Origin of the sequence: Paenibacillus sp. 2003 (assembly GCF_031455635.1) — a bacterium.
In the GTDB taxonomy this organism is placed as follows: domain Bacteria; phylum Bacillota; class Bacilli; order Paenibacillales; family Paenibacillaceae; genus Paenibacillus; species Paenibacillus amylolyticus_B.
In genome coordinates this window covers 185521-202224 of the sequence record NZ_JAVDTB010000005.1, presented here as the reverse complement: position 1 = coordinate 202224, position 16704 = coordinate 185521, and the positions used below count along the sequence as shown (strand labels likewise).

General features: G+C 47.1%; 14 protein-coding genes. 10 read left to right on the top strand and 4 right to left on the bottom strand.

All coding sequences use genetic code 11. The features are described 5' to 3' along the window. Positions 1-80: 80 nt before the first annotated feature. Positions 81-236 carry a YqzM family protein gene (locus J2X75_RS21015; RefSeq protein WP_143781130.1) on the bottom strand — a complete coding sequence of 52 codons (156 nt, stop codon included), beginning with the start codon at positions 234-236 and terminating at the stop codon, positions 81-83. A gap of 264 nt (positions 237-500) precedes the next feature. Between J2X75_RS21015 and trxA the strand changes: the two genes are divergently transcribed. Then, on the top strand, positions 501-818 hold the full coding sequence (trxA, locus tag J2X75_RS21010) for a thioredoxin (RefSeq protein WP_017692451.1): 318 nt from the start codon (positions 501-503) through the stop codon (positions 816-818). A gap of 474 nt (positions 819-1292) precedes the next feature. Next, positions 1293-3380, top strand: a complete 2088-nt coding sequence (gene uvrC, locus J2X75_RS21005; protein ID WP_310339762.1) for an excinuclease ABC subunit UvrC — start codon at positions 1293-1295, stop codon at positions 3378-3380. Here the strand turns inward: uvrC and J2X75_RS21000 are convergent. Continuing rightward, on the bottom strand, positions 3349-5046 hold the full coding sequence (locus tag J2X75_RS21000) for a CPBP family intramembrane glutamic endopeptidase (RefSeq protein WP_310339760.1): 1698 nt from the start codon (positions 5044-5046) through the stop codon (positions 3349-3351). The two genes, uvrC and J2X75_RS21000, sit on opposite strands and share 32 nt — an antisense overlap. Before the next feature lie 666 nt (positions 5047-5712). Between J2X75_RS21000 and J2X75_RS20995 the strand changes: the two genes are divergently transcribed. Together J2X75_RS20995 and J2X75_RS20990 are read left to right on the top strand one after the other, a co-directional pair. Further along, on the top strand, positions 5713-7032 hold the full coding sequence (locus J2X75_RS20995) for a TrkH family potassium uptake protein (protein ID WP_076211309.1): 1320 nt from the start codon (positions 5713-5715) through the stop codon (positions 7030-7032). A gap of 53 nt (positions 7033-7085) precedes the next feature. After that, positions 7086-7757 (top strand): potassium channel family protein, encoded by a 672-nt coding sequence (locus tag J2X75_RS20990; RefSeq protein ID WP_091020848.1) that lies wholly within the window; start codon positions 7086-7088, stop codon positions 7755-7757. 60 nt (positions 7758-7817) lie between these two features. Here J2X75_RS20990 and J2X75_RS20985 read toward each other — a convergent pair whose 3' ends face one another. Next, positions 7818-8741, bottom strand: a complete 924-nt coding sequence (locus J2X75_RS20985) for a LysR family transcriptional regulator (protein WP_307542361.1) — start codon at positions 8739-8741, stop codon at positions 7818-7820. A 295-nt stretch (positions 8742-9036) separates the two neighbouring features. Between J2X75_RS20985 and J2X75_RS20980 the strand changes: the two genes are divergently transcribed. From J2X75_RS20980 to J2X75_RS20955, 6 genes are all read left to right on the top strand, one after another. Beyond that, a complete protein-coding gene (locus tag J2X75_RS20980) occupies positions 9037-9705 on the top strand; it encodes a succinate dehydrogenase cytochrome b558 subunit (RefSeq protein ID WP_310339756.1) in 669 nt (222 codons plus the stop codon). Between the two features lie 44 nt (positions 9706-9749). Beyond that, the gene (gene sdhA / locus J2X75_RS20975; RefSeq protein ID WP_215075709.1) at positions 9750-11492 is read left to right on the top strand and encodes a succinate dehydrogenase flavoprotein subunit; all 1743 of its coding nucleotides are present in this window, start codon (positions 9750-9752) and stop codon (positions 11490-11492) included. 410 nt (positions 11493-11902) lie between these two features. Then, positions 11903-12667, top strand: a complete 765-nt coding sequence (sdhB, locus tag J2X75_RS20970; protein WP_036605794.1) for a succinate dehydrogenase iron-sulfur subunit — start codon at positions 11903-11905, stop codon at positions 12665-12667. A gap of 175 nt (positions 12668-12842) precedes the next feature. After that, complete coding sequence (locus tag J2X75_RS20965) at positions 12843-13817, top strand: metallophosphoesterase (protein WP_310339751.1); 975 nt, start codon at positions 12843-12845, stop codon at positions 13815-13817. Positions 13818-13875: 58 nt separating this feature from the next. Then, complete coding sequence (locus J2X75_RS20960; RefSeq protein WP_310339749.1) at positions 13876-14607, top strand: metallophosphoesterase family protein; 732 nt, start codon at positions 13876-13878, stop codon at positions 14605-14607. Between the two features lie 168 nt (positions 14608-14775). Continuing rightward, entirely contained in the window at positions 14776-15408 is a 633-nt protein-coding gene (locus J2X75_RS20955; RefSeq protein ID WP_310339747.1) for a GNAT family N-acetyltransferase, read from the top strand. Positions 15409-15873: 465 nt separating this feature from the next. On the opposite strand, the gene J2X75_RS20950 is transcribed toward J2X75_RS20955, so the two are convergent. Further along, the gene (locus J2X75_RS20950; protein WP_310339745.1) at positions 15874-16683 is read right to left on the bottom strand and encodes a histidinol-phosphatase; all 810 of its coding nucleotides are present in this window, start codon (positions 16681-16683) and stop codon (positions 15874-15876) included. Between the last annotated feature and the right edge of the window lie 21 nt (positions 16684-16704).

Here is a 16704-nt window from a genome sequence, read left to right as displayed (position 1 = left end):
AAGTAGTCCCAAAAAAAGCCTGGCTTTCGCATTGTCGCGAAAACCGGGCTTTTCTGGTCCTGCGTGAGCCTGGAAGCATCCTATTCGGTGAGGAATTTGAAGATAACCATACCGAAAAAGATCACTGTCATCAGGCCGGCCATGCCGGCAACACCCGCGATCAGATCAAATAGATCGTTGCGGGGTTCCTCGTTCACATGTTCACGCGGGTCGTTGATCCGCACATTTGCATCCATGTTATTGCCTCCTTATGGGGAATACAGCTTGCCCGTATGGGGGCTGAAACCCGGAGTAATTTTAGTATACTTGGAAAAGAAAGCGTTTGTAAAGATTTTGAAGTTGGCATGCCACATCCTGTAATTGTGAAGATTTGATGTTGGGAAGATGAACATTGCAGCGTTCAATTCACAAGTTTGACGTACCTGTGTTATACTGGAAGTGTCGTTCACGACGTTACAGGTTAAAATAAAACCGTAAGTATATATAAGGAGGACAATTTCATGGCTATTGTTAACGTATCCGATCAATCCTTCAACGCTGAAGTAGAAGGCGAAGGAACGGTTCTTGTTGATTTCTGGGCGCCTTGGTGTGGTCCTTGTAAAATGCTCGCTCCAATCCTGGAAGAGCTGTCCACAGAAGTTGGCGATGCAGTGAAAATTGCTAAAGTTAACGTGGATGAAAATCCGGAATCTGCTTCCCGCTTTGGCGTAATGAGCATTCCAACTTTGATCTTCTTCAAAGACGGTCAACCGGTAGATAAAGTGGTTGGTCTGAACTCGAAAGATGCACTCAAAGGAATTATCGCAAAACACCAATAATTTACAGGCTTACACATACGCCTCCGGTTTACATGCCGGGGGCGTTTTGCGTCGAATACCTTTATATAGGACAATATAAAGTAAAAATATTTTTTACACTTGAATGTAGAGTACAGAACCGATCTGGAGAAGCGAAGTGCTCGCGTTTATCCCGGATTCATCTCTGATATATAGTTGGAACTAATTATTTACACAGTAACGGAGAGGACAGAAAAAACCTGAAAAAGCGAAGCGTTCCCCTTTATCAACAGATTTTTCCCTTGAGAAAAGGGAATGAAAAAAATCTGGGGATAACAGGGATTGGAAGGTTGTTCTGTCATCGTAGTGTCAGTGTGAATTATCTTTAGTTTCTTCTTATAAAAAAAGGTGACTCAGAGACAATCCAATAACGGATTGGAAGACGGTATTGTAATCAGAATGGCTTAGTGTAACCTTTTATTTATACTTTTTTCGGGAAGGAGGATTCACCGAATTATGGATCAATTCATGAATGATTTGCAGGATCAGGAGAAGGCATTGGAGCAGATTCGTCACAAGCTCGCTTTGTTGCCAGATATGTCTGGATGTTACCTGATGAAGAACAGTGAAGGCACCATTATCTATGTAGGTAAGGCTAAAGTGCTGAAAAACCGCGTACGCTCTTATTTTATCGGCAGTCATAACGGAAAGACTCAGCGACTGGTGTCTGAAATTCGTGATTTTGAATATATCGTGACAGGCAGTAACATGGAAGCACTCATTCTGGAGTGTAACCTGATCAAGAAACATATGCCGCGGTATAACGTGTTGCTCAAGGATGACAAGACATTCCCATATCTTAAAATTACAAATGAAAAGCACCCCCGGTTGGAAGTAACCCGGCGTGTGCTGAAAGATAAAGCCAAATATTTCGGACCTTATCCGAACTCATATGCGGCACATCAAACGAAAAAACTGCTCGACCGCATGTATCCACTGCGCAAATGTGGTGTAATGCCCAAAGAAGTGTGCCTGTACTATCACATGGGACAGTGTCTCGCCCCTTGTGTGAAGGAAGTGGAGAAGGAGCAGTACGACCAGATTTCCCAAGAGATTGGTTCATTTCTGAGCGGTGGTCACGAAGAGATCAAGAAGGATTTGCAGCGTAAGATGCAAGAGGCTGCGGAGGATCTTTATTTTGAACGTGCCAAGGAGCTGCGCGACCAGGTAATCGCCATCGATGCGATGATGGAAAAACAGAAAATTACGATGGCCGATGCCAGAGACCGTGATGTATTTGGTTTTGCCATTGATAAAGGCTGGATGTGTGTCCAGATCCTATATATGCGTCAGGGTAAAATGATTGAACGTCACGTATCTACCTTCCCGTTCTACGGTGAGGCGTACAGTGACTTCATGTCCTATGTAACGCAATATTACAGCGATAATCCGGCATTGCCACAAGAAATTTTGTTGCCGGAAATGCCCAAGGATCTTGCAACGGATAACGACAGTTTGGATATGGTATCTGTTGATGATGGATCGGTACCTGCCGCAGTTACGGTAGAGTTTGAGCAGGCGGGACAAGTGGAGCACAGTAACGCTTCCCAGCCATTGGTTGCTGAGACTCGTGCAGCTTACGGAGGTTCCACTGAGGCAGAAGGTGAACAACCTGACAGTATGCAAGAGGATGCTCCAACAATGGACTCAACTGATTCAACTGAAAAGCTCCCAGCAGGTCTGGAAGACCCAACTCAGGTTGCCGCTGCTTTACAAGAGTGGTTGGAGATCAAAGTGCTCATCCCGCAACGTGGATTGAAACGCCAGATGATCACCATGGCCGTGGATAACGCACGTGTGGCATTGGAAGAGAAGTTCCGTTTGATTGAGCGAAATGAAGAACGTACATCCAAAGCTGCCGAAGGACTGGGACGTTTTATTGGTTTGGATCAGCTTCACCGTATTGAAGCGTTTGATAACTCGAACATCCAGGGTACAAACCCGGTATCTGCCATGATCGTATTTACCGATGGTAAACCGGATAAGAAGGAATATCGGAAATACAAGGTCCGTTCGGTTGAAGGACCGGATGATTATGAAACGATGAGAGAAGTCATCCGTCGCCGTTACGAGCGGGTATTAAAAGAAAATCTGCCCCAGCCTGACCTGATTGTGGTCGATGGTGGTAAAGGACAGATCTCGGCTGCGGTTGATATTTTGGAAAATGAGCTGGGGCTGTTTATTCCGGTATGTGGTCTGGTGAAGGATGCGAAGCATAAGACTTCACAGTTGATGATTGGCAATCCACCGGAAGTCATCTCCCTGCCTCGGGATAGTCAGGAATTCTACCTGTTGCAGCGGATACAGGAAGAGGTCCACCGTTTTGCGATCTCGTTCCACCGGGAACAGCGTGGCAAATCGATGGTGACATCACGTTTGGATGCCATTCCGGGGATCGGAGAGAAGCGGCGTAAACTGCTGTTGAAGCATTTTGGCTCTTTGCGCAAAATAAAAGAGGCCAGCGTCGAAGACTTCCGGCCTCTATCTATTGGTGACAAGTTGGCAAATCAGATTATTGCAGCACTTCGGGATGAGGAGTCGTAACATACGGCTTCTCTTTTTGTTTTGGATTGAATTTGTAGACCAGATACCCAACAATGGCCGGCAGTATAATCCAGAAGAGTCCGGCAGCCATATTCAGAGCATCGCCCATAAAGACCAGGCTGAGTCCCATCAGCAAGCTGTCGAAGATCACATGGGCGAATACAACGGCAATGAAGCCGTGACGCAGCATGATCAGACTGAATAGCAATCCAATCACCAACAGCTCAATGGGACGGGTGATTACTGGATAGATCGGATACAATGTGTGTCCAAGTGCCCAAATGATGGTTGGAATCAGACAGGCAATAAACGTGTTACGCACAATCTTTTGCATCATGCGAATGCCAAACAGTCGATAAACAGTTTCTTCACCAATACCGGCCATCCAGGCCATGATTGGGAAGAGCCAGGCATAGGTCATATTAAATGTAGATTGATCTGCTGACGTTGTTGACCATGTGCCAATGCTTCGCTCCAGAATGAAGAACAGGATGGATTGCACACCCAGTAGAATGAATGCCCACAGGTAACCAGCATACATGCTGTGAAGTACATATTTTCCATATCCTGGTTCTTTGGCACGAGGCCATGGGTTTAGACCTATTTTACGCCACATGCCGTCACCGGCAACAAGGGACAGATAGATGGTTGCACTCATGACCAGTGTAATACCCGTCTGCATTAACATCAGGAACGCTAACATGAAGCTGGAGAGCCCTTGTGCCTGAAAGAGTGGAATCATGTTCAGCGTACCAATTACCGAAGCTGCGAAATACACCAGTGAGAGAATGATCCCGCGTTTGAAAGATGTATGTGCTCGGGTCAGAATGCTATAGATGATTGCCAGCACGCCCAGTACAAAGGTCAGGAATGCATAGCCACCATAAGTCATCCAATTGGCTTGACGCGTTTGAACTTTCACATAATCAGTATGGGATTCAGGAACCGAGAAGCCAGGATCGAACGAGCGTACCGCACCCTCTTCAAAGGTAAAATTCAGTTCAAGCTTGGAGTCTCCAATGGCTTTTTCAGAGTCCACATACTTCAGTCCCGCTTCACCATCGCGAGTATCCAGTTGAAGTGCCGGTACTTCATAACCGAATTCGGTCAGAACGCCAGCAGCGAGCTGTTGTTTCTCGTCCAGAGATATATTGCCTTCAGCAAGTACTTGCGATGTGGTCACTCGTCCACTAACCTGCTCCGCCTCAATGGCGGTATAGAGGGAAGAAGGCAGTTCCCGTTTGAAGCCGACCACTTTTCCTGTTTTCATATGTACGTCAACATTAAGATATCCGCCTTTGTCCTGATCAGGCAAACGAACGCGGAATACATCGTAAGGATAGCTTGTTTCCCATTTCTGGTTATAGGTATCAAGTTGTTTGGTTTTGGCCATATACCCGTAGATATCGGAATGTGTCTGGTAGGTTACCAGAGTTTTTTCATCATCATTTGGCAGTGAATAGTCATTCACAGAAGCTGCGAATGATCGTGCGGATTGCGCCGCCTGCTCCTTGGTTATGAAGGACGTGGACGGAATTTCTGTCGTTTGTGATGAGGTAGCAGGAAAGATCTGAAATACAAAAAATAGAATCAGGCCAATCGCCGCAAGCAACCCCAGCCGCTTGAAGTTAGCCTTGAGTTGCAAAGGCTGCCCTAAGGGATTCATGTAATGTTGTTCCTCCTTATTTAATAGAGGTTGTTCAAAAAGTCCGCTTTTGATTACGAAGGGTGCCTAACGGCATCATCAGCATCGAATATGGAATTCAGCCGAAATAAGTAGAGGCTTACGAAGTATGTTTCCTTCGGAAACATTGCGGTTGCTCACGCAGCTCTATCTACGCTCCGCTACTCCATTTCTAACTTTATCCCATCTTCTTGGTACTGAAAACCGCCCTTTTTGAACACGCACTAATATGGATATTAAAGTTAACATAGCACAGGCCAAGCACCGAATGCCAATGATGCAACGAAAACAGGTGCAAATCCTTGAAAATGAATGAAAAGGACCGAAAGAATCTGATCCATCCGTCGCCATATCTGAGTTCTTCCCTTTTTGGCTGAATTCGATGCTATTTACACAAAAAACGTTTTGTCTACAAACGTCGCAGCGCTTATAATTTTGAAGCAAATGTGCAATGATTCGCATGTCTTTTGCCCAACAAGGGAACGAATAGAATATATTCCAACTTCATTATATATGTCGTTTTAATCTGAATCATACTTGTTTAACGTTTGGCAACAGCATTTCAAATGAAGAAAGCTCCACGGGTGTGGAGTTATTTTCATTTTAGAATAGGTGGAAGATACTCAAGTGAAACTGAATGTTCAATGGATGCGTTTATCGCCACCCCGTATTCTTGTGTTAGGGTTTGCTGGCATCATATTGGTAGGCACACTGTTGTTAATGCTTCCGGCATCCAACCGTAACGGTGACAGTCTTGCATTTATTGATGCGCTCTTTACAGCAACTTCGGCTGTTTGTGTCACTGGTTTGGTTGTGGTTGATACAGGGACTCATTTCTCGGTGCTTGGTCAGGTTGTGATCGCGATTCTGATTCAGATTGGCGGACTGGGCTTCATGACAATGTCCACATTGGTTGCCATTGCGTTCAAACGGCGGATCTCGCTTAGAGAGCGGTTGATTCTACAGGAAGCGATGAACCAGAGCACGATGGAGGGCATCGTCCGGCTGATTCGGAAAGTTGTGATCTACTCACTTATTATCGAAGGCATATGTGGCACACTGTTTGCCATCCGCTGGTCGTTCGACATGCCAGTCGGACAGGCGATCTATTATGGCTATTGGCATGCGATCTCTTTGTTCAACAATGCGGGCTTTGATATGTTTGGGGAATTCCGCAGTCTGACCGGTTATGTGTATGACCCATTGGTTAATTTTACAGCGATGTTCCTGATTGTCTCTGGCGGTATCGGTTTTGTGGTGTTGTCAGACCTGGTGGATTACCGCAAAACGCGGAAGCTGTCTTTGCACTCCAAAGTTGTACTGTTAACGACTGGATTGTTGATTGTGTTTGGTGCACTTGTCATTTTCGTATTTGAATTCAGCAATCCGCGGACACTGGGTGGCCTGAACTGGGGTGGCAAAATTCTCGGTTCATTCTTCCAGTCCATTACGCCACGAACAGCAGGAGCCAATACGGTAGATATTGCCGGACTCAGACAGGCAACACAGTTCTTTATGATCATTCTGATGTTTATTGGTGCTTCACCGGGCTCTACCGGTGGCGGGATCAAAACAACGACATTTATGATTATGGCTGGAGCGGTCATCGCCATGATGCGTGGACGTGAAGATATCGTGTTTTTCCGCTATCGGCTTGTACAGGAACGGATTTTCAAGGCGCTTACCATTACATTGCTGGCGCTTTTGTTCATCATAGCTGTAACGATGGCACTGAGCACCACAGAAGACGCCAGTTTTATGATGATCTTATTTGAAACGACATCAGCCTTTGGTACCGTGGGATTATCGCTCGGACTAACGCTGAAGCTGACTACATTGGGCAAGCTCCTGATCTGTTTTACGATGTTTGCAGGAAGGCTTGGACCGATCACATTAGCGTATGCACTTGGGCAGAAAAAGGGTAAAGAGTTATACAGGTATCCGGAAGGCAAAATGATTATTGGATAAATCTATTTTAGTGAGTTATGAAATTGATTTGGATAAGGAGTTCGTGAAGAACAATGAAAACACAGCAGTTTGCGGTGATTGGGCTTGGGCGGTTTGGCTCCAGTCTGGCACAGGAATTAATGGAACTCGGCTACGAGGTGCTTGGAATCGATAAAAATGAAGAAGTCGTCGAAGACATGAGTGAATTGGTCACCCATGCCGTTGTAGCGGATGCCACAGATGAGGAAGTGTTGCGCTCTCTGGGTATTCGCAATTTTGATTGTGGTATCGTAGCCATCGGAGATGATATTCAGACGAGCATTCTCACCGCGATTCTGTTAAAAGAGCTGGGCGTCAAGACGGTCGTGGCCAAGGCCATATCCGTCCTTCACGGACGAGCATTGGATAAACTGGGGATTGATCGTGTCGTTTATCCTGAGCGGGATATGGGCATTCGGGTTGCCCACCAGCTGGTTACCCCGAACTTGCTGGATTACATTGAATTATCCAATGATTACAGTATTGTCGAGATGAAGGTTCCCGCCTGTCTGCACAACAAAACACTTTCAACCCTGAATGCACGCGTACGTTTTGGTTGCAGCATTGTAGCGTTACAGAAAGAAGCCGGGGTCATTATCGCTCCGACGGCACTGGATTCGCTTCAAATGGGGGATATCATGGTCATTATTGGTAATAATGCAGATATCGACCGATTTGAAGAAGAGGTTATCAGCCAAGAGAGCTGATAATTAAGATGAGTTAAATATGGAAGCCAGGCGTCAGAGCCTGGCTGATTCAGATCAAAGCTAAGGCGTCGTAGTCCTCCGTGAGGGCAATGGCGCCTTTGCTGTAAAGAGTGCAGCCGTCTCCTTGACCCATTGTCTGGAGGTCTCGCTGAGGTCCTCTTTTTCCCCATAAATCATGCAAGTTGTTCTGCGGGTTTGCTGTAATTGAGGCAAATGAACAGAAACAAGATCATTGTCAGCGAGCAATTGTGGACGAAGATATGACTTGGGCAATAGAGCAGCAGCTTTGGCAGAAGGCAGAAGTCGGATGATTGCTTCAAAGGAATCAATCTCCATGCGAATATCCGGCATCACGGCACAGCGCTGGAAGAGGTCGTCCGTTAATTTGCGGTACCAGGTGCCTTTGGAGAACGTGATCATCGGCAGATCCTGCAAATGCTCCATCCCGGCTTCCTTACCGGACAAGGGGTGTGTGAGCGGCACAACCAGCTCCAGGTGATCGTCAAAGAGCGGCACACAGTTAAGCCCCACTTCGCTGATGGAGGAGGCGACAATGCCCACATCGGCTTTTTTGTCACGCACAAACGAGACAATCTCATGTGTTTTACCCGTCAACAGTTTCAGTTCGGCATTTGGATGTTTCTCCATAAAGGCATTGACGAGAGGTGGTAACGTAGTTTGAAGCGTCGTCAGACTGGCTCCGAGTGTAATGGTGCTTTGTTCTTCGTCTTTATACTGGGCCAGCATGGTGAGGAACTTCTGTTGCTGCTGCTTCTGTTCTACAGCGTAGGTATAGGCGAACTGGCCCACACTGGTTAACTCCAGCCGTTTGCCACGGCGGTGGAACAGGGCAACCCCGAGTTCATCCTCCAATTTGGCAATTTTCCGTGAGAGTGCGGGTTGGGACAAGTTCAGTAACTTGGATGCACGGTTCAGGCTGGACTGCTCCACGACCGCTGCAAATGCATCTAACTCCTCAAACATGAACAATAACCTCTTTTCCATGAATGTGATTCTTGCCCTTGCTTAATCGTTTTCCATGTTGTATGGCCTGTAAACCCAATGTTTCACTGCTTATACCTATAGGGTATAACATTTAATAATTATATTGCAATTCCCTTATAAGAAAAAAAGGAGTAACATGAATCGTGACACAAGTTGTTCACACCTGGGGAAAACGGAACAATTTGTCGAACCTTTTCATGGAAAAGGATTCGTGTCATGATAAGTGAAATCATTTATGAAAACGTTGTATTTAGCGAAAGGGGATCGACATTTTATGAAAGGGTTTTACTCCAGAAAGCTGCACTCCTTGCTTGGCGTCATTCCGCTCAGTTTGTTTTTTGTTGAGCATTTGGTGACGAACTTCTCGGCAGTTGAAGGCGGCAAAGAGGCTTTTGACGGTGCTGTTGCATTCTTGAACAGTCTGCCACTGGTTATTGTTTTGGAAACGCTCCTCATCTGGTTACCGTTGTTCTATCACGGTGTATATGGTCTGTATATTGCTTATCAGGCCAAGCCTAACGTGGGCCGTTATGGCAATGAGCGCAACTGGCGTTACACGTTGCAGCGGGTCAGTGGTGTCATTACGTTTGTATTCGTAATCTGGCACGTATGGGAGACTCGGGTGCAGGTTGCGTTGGGTACAGTCACCCACGAAGAACTTGGTGGTGTCATTCATGAGATCGTGATGAACCCGGTAACATTTATTCTATATCTGATCAGTGTGGTTGCGGCATCCTATCACTTTGCCAACGGTCTGTGGTCGTTTCTCGTTAGCTGGGGGATTACCGTGGGTCCGCGTGCGCAGCGTGTGTCCTCTTACGTATGCATGAGTTTGTTTGGTATTATTTCCATTATGTTTATTGCTTCGTTGTTCGCTTTCCGGAGCCTGGATTTCCAAGCAGTAACTTCGATGGTTGATGTAGTAAAAACAGTTCTAATTTAAGCATTTATCGATTTAAATGCTGACTTATAAGGGAGTGAACAGCAATGGCATCAACGAATGTAATTATTGTGGGCGGCGGTCTCGCGGGATTGATGGCGGCGATCAAATCGGCTGAAGCCGGAGTCCATGTTCATTTATTTTCACTGGTTCCTGTTAAACGATCCCACTCTGTATGCGCACAAGGCGGCATTAACGGGGCGGTAAATACCAAGGGTGAGGGTGACTCCCCATGGGTACACTTTGACGATACGGTATACGGCGGTGATTTCCTCGCGAACCAACCTCCAGTTAAAGCGATGTGCGAAGCAGCACCTGGCATCATTCACCTGATGGACCGTATGGGCGTAATGTTCAACCGGACACCGGAAGGTTTGCTTGATTTCCGTCGTTTCGGGGGAACGAAGCATCACCGTACAGCGTTTGCCGGAGCGACAACAGGACAACAATTGCTCTATGCATTAGACGAGCAGGTACGTCGCTGGGAAGCAGCGGGCCTGGTTACGAAATATGAGAACTGGGAGTTCCTGCAGGCGGTTTTGGATGATGAAGGCGTATGTCGCGGGATCGTAGCTCAGGATCTGAAAACGATGAAGGTACAGACCTTCCCGGCAGAAGCGGTTATTCTGGCGAGTGGTGGTCCGGGGATCATCTTCGGTAAAACGACCAACTCTGTAATTAACACAGGTACAGCGGCAAGTGCCGTGTATCAGCAAGGTGTAAATTATGCAAACGGGGAGTTCATTCAGATTCACCCAACAGCCATTCCAGGGGATGACAAGCTGCGTCTCATGTCTGAATCCGCGCGTGGTGAAGGTGGACGGATCTGGACGTACAAAGACGGAAAACCTTGGTACTTCCTTGAAGAAAAATATCCATCCTACGGTAACCTGGTTCCACGTGATATCGCGACTCGTGAAATCTTCAGCGTCTGCGTGGATATGGGGCTGGGTGTGAACGGTGAGAACATGGTTTATCTCGACCTGTCTCATAAAGATCCGAAGGAACTGGATGTTAAACTCGGCGGAATCATTGAGATCTATGAGAAGTTCATGGGTGATGACCCGCGTAAAATCCCAATGAAAATCTTCCCGGCAGTCCATTATTCCATGGGCGGTATGTGGGTAGATTACAACCAAATGACTAACATTCCGGGGCTGTTCGCAGCTGGTGAATGTGAATATCAATACCATGGTGCGAACCGTCTGGGTGCAAACTCATTGGTATCTGCGATCTATGGTGGTATGGTGGCTGGACCAAAAGCGGCTGAATATATCAAAGGACTTAAAAAATCGTCTGCTGATATCCCATCTTCTGTATTCGAGAAACACACCAAGCAACAAAGCGACAAATACGAAGGTATCTTGAAAATGCAGGGCACGGAAAATGCCTATGTCATTCATAAAGAGCTTGGCGAGTGGATGACAGCCAACATGACGGTTGTACGCTACAACGACAAGCTTGAAGCCACGATTGGCAAGATCAAGGAATTGAAAGAGCGTTATGGCAAAATCAACATGTACGATAGCTCCGGTTGGAACAATCCGGGTGCAGCGTTTACCCGTCAACTGTGGAACATGATTGAATTGGCAGAAGCAATGACTCTCGGCGCACTGCTGCGTAACGAAAGCCGTGGCGCCCATTACAAACCGGAATTCACGGAACGTAATGACGAAGAGTTCCTGAAAACGACTATCGCAAGCTGGTCTAAAGAAGGTCCGAAAATCTCGTACGAGCCAGTAGACGTATCCTTGATCCCACCACGTATCCGGGACTACTCCAAGGATTAAATATCACGGATTTATTTATAAGGTTAAATATTAAGCACCTGAACGGAGAGGCAGGACAACTTTGGAGAAGCAGAGCTTCTTCAAAGTTACTGCCATCAACGTGAGGGAAATGCCCAGAAGAAGCAAGCGCCTAGCGATGCTTCAGCACTTCAATACTGCCTCCAGCATGAATGGAGTGCAGTTTCCAGCAAAGTGACCCAGTGCACGACGTAGCGGAGGAAGCGGAAATGCCCAGAAGAAGCGAAGCGCTCGCCTTTATCACCGGATTTTAACCCTGAGAAGGGTTGATCAAAAAAATCCGGGGATAACAGCGATCAGAGGGGCATTCCGCTGACGAAGCGTCTGCCGTGCACCAAAACATTTTGCGCATCAGCAATACAATCATCGTCACCAGAGGAGGGGACAACGATATGGCGGAACAAGCTACAGCCAACAAAACCGTCAAGTTTATCATCACCCGTCAGGATAGCCCGGAGTCATCTTCGTACAACGAAGAATTTGAGCTTCCGTACCGTCCCAACATGAATGTGATCAGCGCCCTGATGGAGATTCAGCGGAACCCGGTCAATACAGATGGCAAATCCATTGCTCCCGTGTGCTGGGATTCCAACTGTCTCGAAGAAGTCTGCGGTGCCTGCTCCATGGTCATCAACGGCAAGCCACGTCAAGCATGTGCAGCCCTGATCGACAAGCTCGAACAGCCCGTTCGCATCGAACCGATGAAGACATTCCCGGTGGTGCGTGACCTGGTCATCGACCGTAGCCGGATGTTTAGCGCCCTGAAACGCGTAAAAGCATGGATTCCGATCGATGGTACCTATGACCTCGGTCCAGGTCCACGGATGCCTGAGAAGAAGCGTCAGTGGGCATATGAGCTGTCCAAATGTATGACATGTGGTGTATGTCTGGAGGCATGCCCGAACGTCAATGAGAAAACAGACTTTATCGGTCCAGCAGCACTGTCCCAAGTGCGCCTGTTTAATGCTCACCCAACAGGGGAGATGAATGCCGATGATCGCCTGGAAGCGTTGATGGAAGACGGAGGCATTGAGGGCTGTGGTAACTCACAGAACTGCGTGCAATCCTGTCCAAAAGGCATTCCACTGACAACCTCCATTGCCGAAATGAACAAACAAACGACCAAGCATATGTTCAAACGCTGGTTGGGTGTATAATCTCGTCATAACATGTGCAGAAGTGTAATCTGCAACTTAGAAGAAGTCGTGATCCCGTGCAGCAACATGCCGGAGATCACGGCTTCTTTTTGTAATGAAGCAGAGGAACCGGGCTACCCATGCAGAATATGGTATACTAAGGGGATGGATTAAGAGCGTAGAAGGAGGGGGAGATATGGCAGAGACACCGCGTCAGGGCAGCAACAACTCGCCGTCCCAGCGCTCGTACAAAGCACCAGATGCAGAAGAGTCTGTGTTTCCTGGGGAAGAAAAGGATCATGATCCCTCTCGCCGAAGTTTCTTATTGCGCATGGTTTTGATGACAGCGGGTGCCAGTTTGCTTACAGGTGGTTATGCCTGGTTATGGGAACCGCGTCGTCTGGAGATCAAGCAAGTGGAGCTGAAACTTCCGAAGTTTCCAAAGGCATTTGACGGTTTGCGTGTCGTTCAGTTCAGCGATGCCCATCTTGGTTTTCATACCGGGGTGAAAGAGCTGAAGAAGCTGGCAGCAACGATTGAGGAGCAGCAACCGGACTTGATTTGTTTTACCGGAGACATCGTCGAGAGGGAAGCAGAGCCGATGCATGAATGTATTCCGGTACTCGCCTCCATGCAAGCAAAGTATGGCAAATTTGCGGTTTTGGGGAATCATGATTATCGGGGCGGACAGCAGAATGAAGTGACAGCCATGTTCCGTGAAGCCGGATTCACTTTGTTACGGAACGAACATGTGGTGATTGAACAAGGGGGCGAACGTCTGGCCATAGCTGGCCTGGATGACGCACTTACAGGCAGGCCTGATCCTGCCCAAGCCATCAAGGGATTGGATCATGATGTGTGGAAATTGTTACTTATGCATGAACCGGATTATGCCGACATTGCCACTCCCTATGGTTTCGGATTACAACTTTCCGGTCATAGCCATGGTGGACAGGTACATTTTCCCTGGATCGGGGCACTGACAACTCCGCGAGGTTCACACAAGTATGTTCAAGGGTTGTATTACACGGATGTCCAGGGGGTATATTACACCACCCAGACTCAGATGCCTGTGTATGTGAATCGTGGTTTTGGCATGACTCAACTGCCCATTCGTTTTCTGTGCAGACCAGAATTAACGGTGTTTGAGCTTAAAGGATCAACCACATAAAAGTATATAAGATGAATATAAAAACATAAAGGATTCAACATGAATGGAGGTTATCCAGATGGAACGAATTGCGATTGTATCCGACATTCATGGCAACATGACTGCCTGGGAAGCAGTGTTAAAAGATATCCGAAGTCGTAGCGTGGAGCGAATCTTTTGTCTTGGTGACCTCGTGGGCAAGGGGCCAGAACCGGTAAAGGTTGTGGATCAGGTGAGAGCAACGTGCGAACTTGTCATCCGTGGCAATTGGGATGAACTGGTTGCGGTTAACCAAGACAACGAAAATTTCACGTGGCAAGCAGAACGGCTGGGTGAGGAACGATTGGCGTACTTGGCGGGCCTACCCTTCAGTCATCATTTTCAACTGAGCGGTCGCACCATCCGTCTGGTCCATGCTTCACCTCAAAGTGTATACCATCGTGTACAGCCGTGGGACGCGATGGAAAAGAGGTTGGCAATGTTTGATCCTCCGGCTGATGAGCCTGAGCAAGGTGTTGCAGATGTTGTAGGTTATGGGGATGTGCATAACGCATACTTGCAGTATATGAACGGCAAGTTACTGTTTAATGCAGGCAGTGTTGGTAATCCACTCGATCTTCCCCAAGCTTCCTACTGTATTCTGGAGGGTGAAGACAGCAACGATAACAATACCCCCTTCAATGTACAATTTGTGCGGGTGCCTTATGATATTGAGCGAGAAGTACAGGTTGCACAGTCGGCGAATGTTCCTGCATTGGATTTCTATATTCGTGAGATTCGTACGGGTATCTATCGCGGGTTGCAGGAGTAATCAGCATCTGGGCCTTTTAGCGTGAGGAATTGAATGATGCAATATATTAATACTAAAATGCGAATACTAAAGTTCGTGGATCAGTTCAAATGGTATTACGCCGGATCATCATCAGAGCATGCTTGTCTTACCGGACTAGAGCCCGTTTAGGCAAAAGGAGCGATTGTCATGCTTACCCGAAAAATGCTGGTTCAAGGTCTGCCGGCTTTGTGGACAGAGCGTCTTGTCCTGCGATCATTACGTCAAAGTGATTACAGCACATTATCGGAACTCTTTTCCGATCCTCAAGTCATAAGATATGTGAATAGGGGAAGCCAGCCCACGCCAATCAGGGCGAGACGGTTATTGAACCAGATACGGAGCAGCAGCGCCAAGCTGGATTCGTTACATTATGGGATCTGCTGGAGAGGCAAGGAACAAGTGATTGGGATCACCTCATTCCAGCACTGGAATGATCAGAATGGTACCGCACAGATTGGTTATATCCTGAACAGGTCCTGTTGGGGCAGGGGGGTGGCTACCGAGGCGGTACAGCGGCTGCTGCAGTTTGGATTTGACGATCTTCATCTGGGGAGGGTGGAAGCACGTTGTTATGAGGCCAATGTATCTTCACAACGGGTGTTAAGCAAAATAGGGATGTCCTATGAGCGGAGTCTTCCCTCGTTCGGACTGCATGATGAGGATGACGAGGGATCAGAATCCCTGATGGATGTTAAAGTGTACAGTATGTACCGGGAACAATACGCCCGCCCGCTTCAGGAAAAAGACCTGCAAACCCTGGTATCTGACAAGCCGCAATGACATAGAGTAAGAGTAGTCAAACGTGAATGAATCGAACTTCAATCATTTGTTACACAATTGAAATATAGCTGCAATTGAACTCTAACAGACAGGGGGTAAACTTATCTCATGACCCCCTTTTTGATAATAGATAATGCTGTTGGGACCCGCGCGAGCGGGTTCATTTTTTTTGAATTTTTACCACAGTCACTCCGATGACAAAATAACCTTCCGATCGCTGTTATCCCCAGATTTTTTGATTCCCTTTTGAAAAGGGAAAATCTGTTGATAGCGTATGCTTCCGATGCAGCTTTCTTTCAGAAAGCTTTTAGGCGAACACTTCGTTTCTTCTAGTTATTTCTGTCCCCTCCGTTATCGTGAAATATGTAGTGTAACTTATTATAGTTTCTTTGCTGATATAGGGTACTACAAAGCCCCCCACGGCGTGAACAAACGCGCTGTAGGGGGCTTTGTGTATGCTCTATTTTACAGTGACACAACCTGCATCTGTTTCTGCTTGAAGTATACCCAGTCGGTGAATCCGATCTCCTTGAGACGTGTACGAACGTCATCCAGCTCGTCTGCCACCCGCTGTGGTTTATGAGCGTCCGATCCAAATGTCACCTTCACTCCATAATGATGGGCCCGTTCCAGAATGGCATCTGACGGGTACCATCCACCGCTGAGTTTGGTTTTGCCAGATGTGTTAATTTCAATCGCTACGTTGGATTTTGCAATGACCTGCAACGTTTCATCAATGGCCTGATCAGCGATAATTTCGGAGAAAGGTGGATAGTTTCCTTTCATCGCATCAATGTGTCCAAGGATCTGGAACATACCGCTGCGAGCCGATTGCCGGATCAATGAATAATAGCTTTCTTTCACTTCAACTTTGCGAGCAGTGCTCAGTCCGTTCCATCGGGTTTTGTTGAAGATACTTACATCCTCAGTATGATGAACTGAACCAATAATATAGTCAAAAGGATACTGTCCCAGTGTGGTACGGTACAATTCTGCATAAGCAGGGAAGTAGTCGGATTCAATGCCGAGCAGCACATCGATTTTACCAGCGTACTCTTCTTTCAAAGCAAGGACTTCTTTCACATAATGCTGCAATTCAGACTTACCCATTGCGATCCGGGGAAATGCCTGCTCAAGCTCACTGCCAAAGTATGGCGTATGATCCGAGATACCGATGGCCTGAAGTCCTGCCTTAATACCTGCCTCTATATAATCGCGGATGTTGCCGTCTGCGTGACCACAACGAAAATGATGTGTATGAAGATCAAATTTCATATGGAATCCTTCCTTTCTCAT

Bases quoted from the DNA above. Each gene is read 5' to 3' on its own strand.
- J2X75_RS21015 (WP_143781130.1), bottom strand. From the start codon at position 236: ATGGATGCAAATGTGCGGATCAACGACCCGCGTGAACATGTGAACGAG.
- trxA (WP_017692451.1), top strand. From the start codon at position 501: ATGGCTATTGTTAACGTATCCGATCAATCCTTCAACGCTGAAGTAGAA.
- uvrC (WP_310339762.1), top strand. From the start codon at position 1,293: ATGGATCAATTCATGAATGATTTGCAGGATCAGGAGAAGGCATTGGAG.
- J2X75_RS21000 (WP_310339760.1), bottom strand. From the start codon at position 5,046: ATGAATCCCTTAGGGCAGCCTTTGCAACTCAAGGCTAACTTCAAGCGG.
- J2X75_RS20995 (WP_076211309.1), top strand. From the start codon at position 5,713: ATGCGTTTATCGCCACCCCGTATTCTTGTGTTAGGGTTTGCTGGCATC.
- J2X75_RS20990 (WP_091020848.1), top strand. From the start codon at position 7,086: ATGAAAACACAGCAGTTTGCGGTGATTGGGCTTGGGCGGTTTGGCTCC.
- J2X75_RS20985 (WP_307542361.1), bottom strand. From the start codon at position 8,741: ATGTTTGAGGAGTTAGATGCATTTGCAGCGGTCGTGGAGCAGTCCAGC.
- J2X75_RS20980 (WP_310339756.1), top strand. From the start codon at position 9,037: ATGAAAGGGTTTTACTCCAGAAAGCTGCACTCCTTGCTTGGCGTCATT.
- sdhA (WP_215075709.1), top strand. From the start codon at position 9,750: ATGGCATCAACGAATGTAATTATTGTGGGCGGCGGTCTCGCGGGATTG.
- sdhB (WP_036605794.1), top strand. From the start codon at position 11,903: ATGGCGGAACAAGCTACAGCCAACAAAACCGTCAAGTTTATCATCACC.
- J2X75_RS20965 (WP_310339751.1), top strand. From the start codon at position 12,843: ATGGCAGAGACACCGCGTCAGGGCAGCAACAACTCGCCGTCCCAGCGC.
- J2X75_RS20960 (WP_310339749.1), top strand. From the start codon at position 13,876: ATGGAACGAATTGCGATTGTATCCGACATTCATGGCAACATGACTGCC.
- J2X75_RS20955 (WP_310339747.1), top strand. From the start codon at position 14,776: ATGCTTACCCGAAAAATGCTGGTTCAAGGTCTGCCGGCTTTGTGGACA.
- J2X75_RS20950 (WP_310339745.1), bottom strand. From the start codon at position 16,683: ATGAAATTTGATCTTCATACACATCATTTTCGTTGTGGTCACGCAGAC.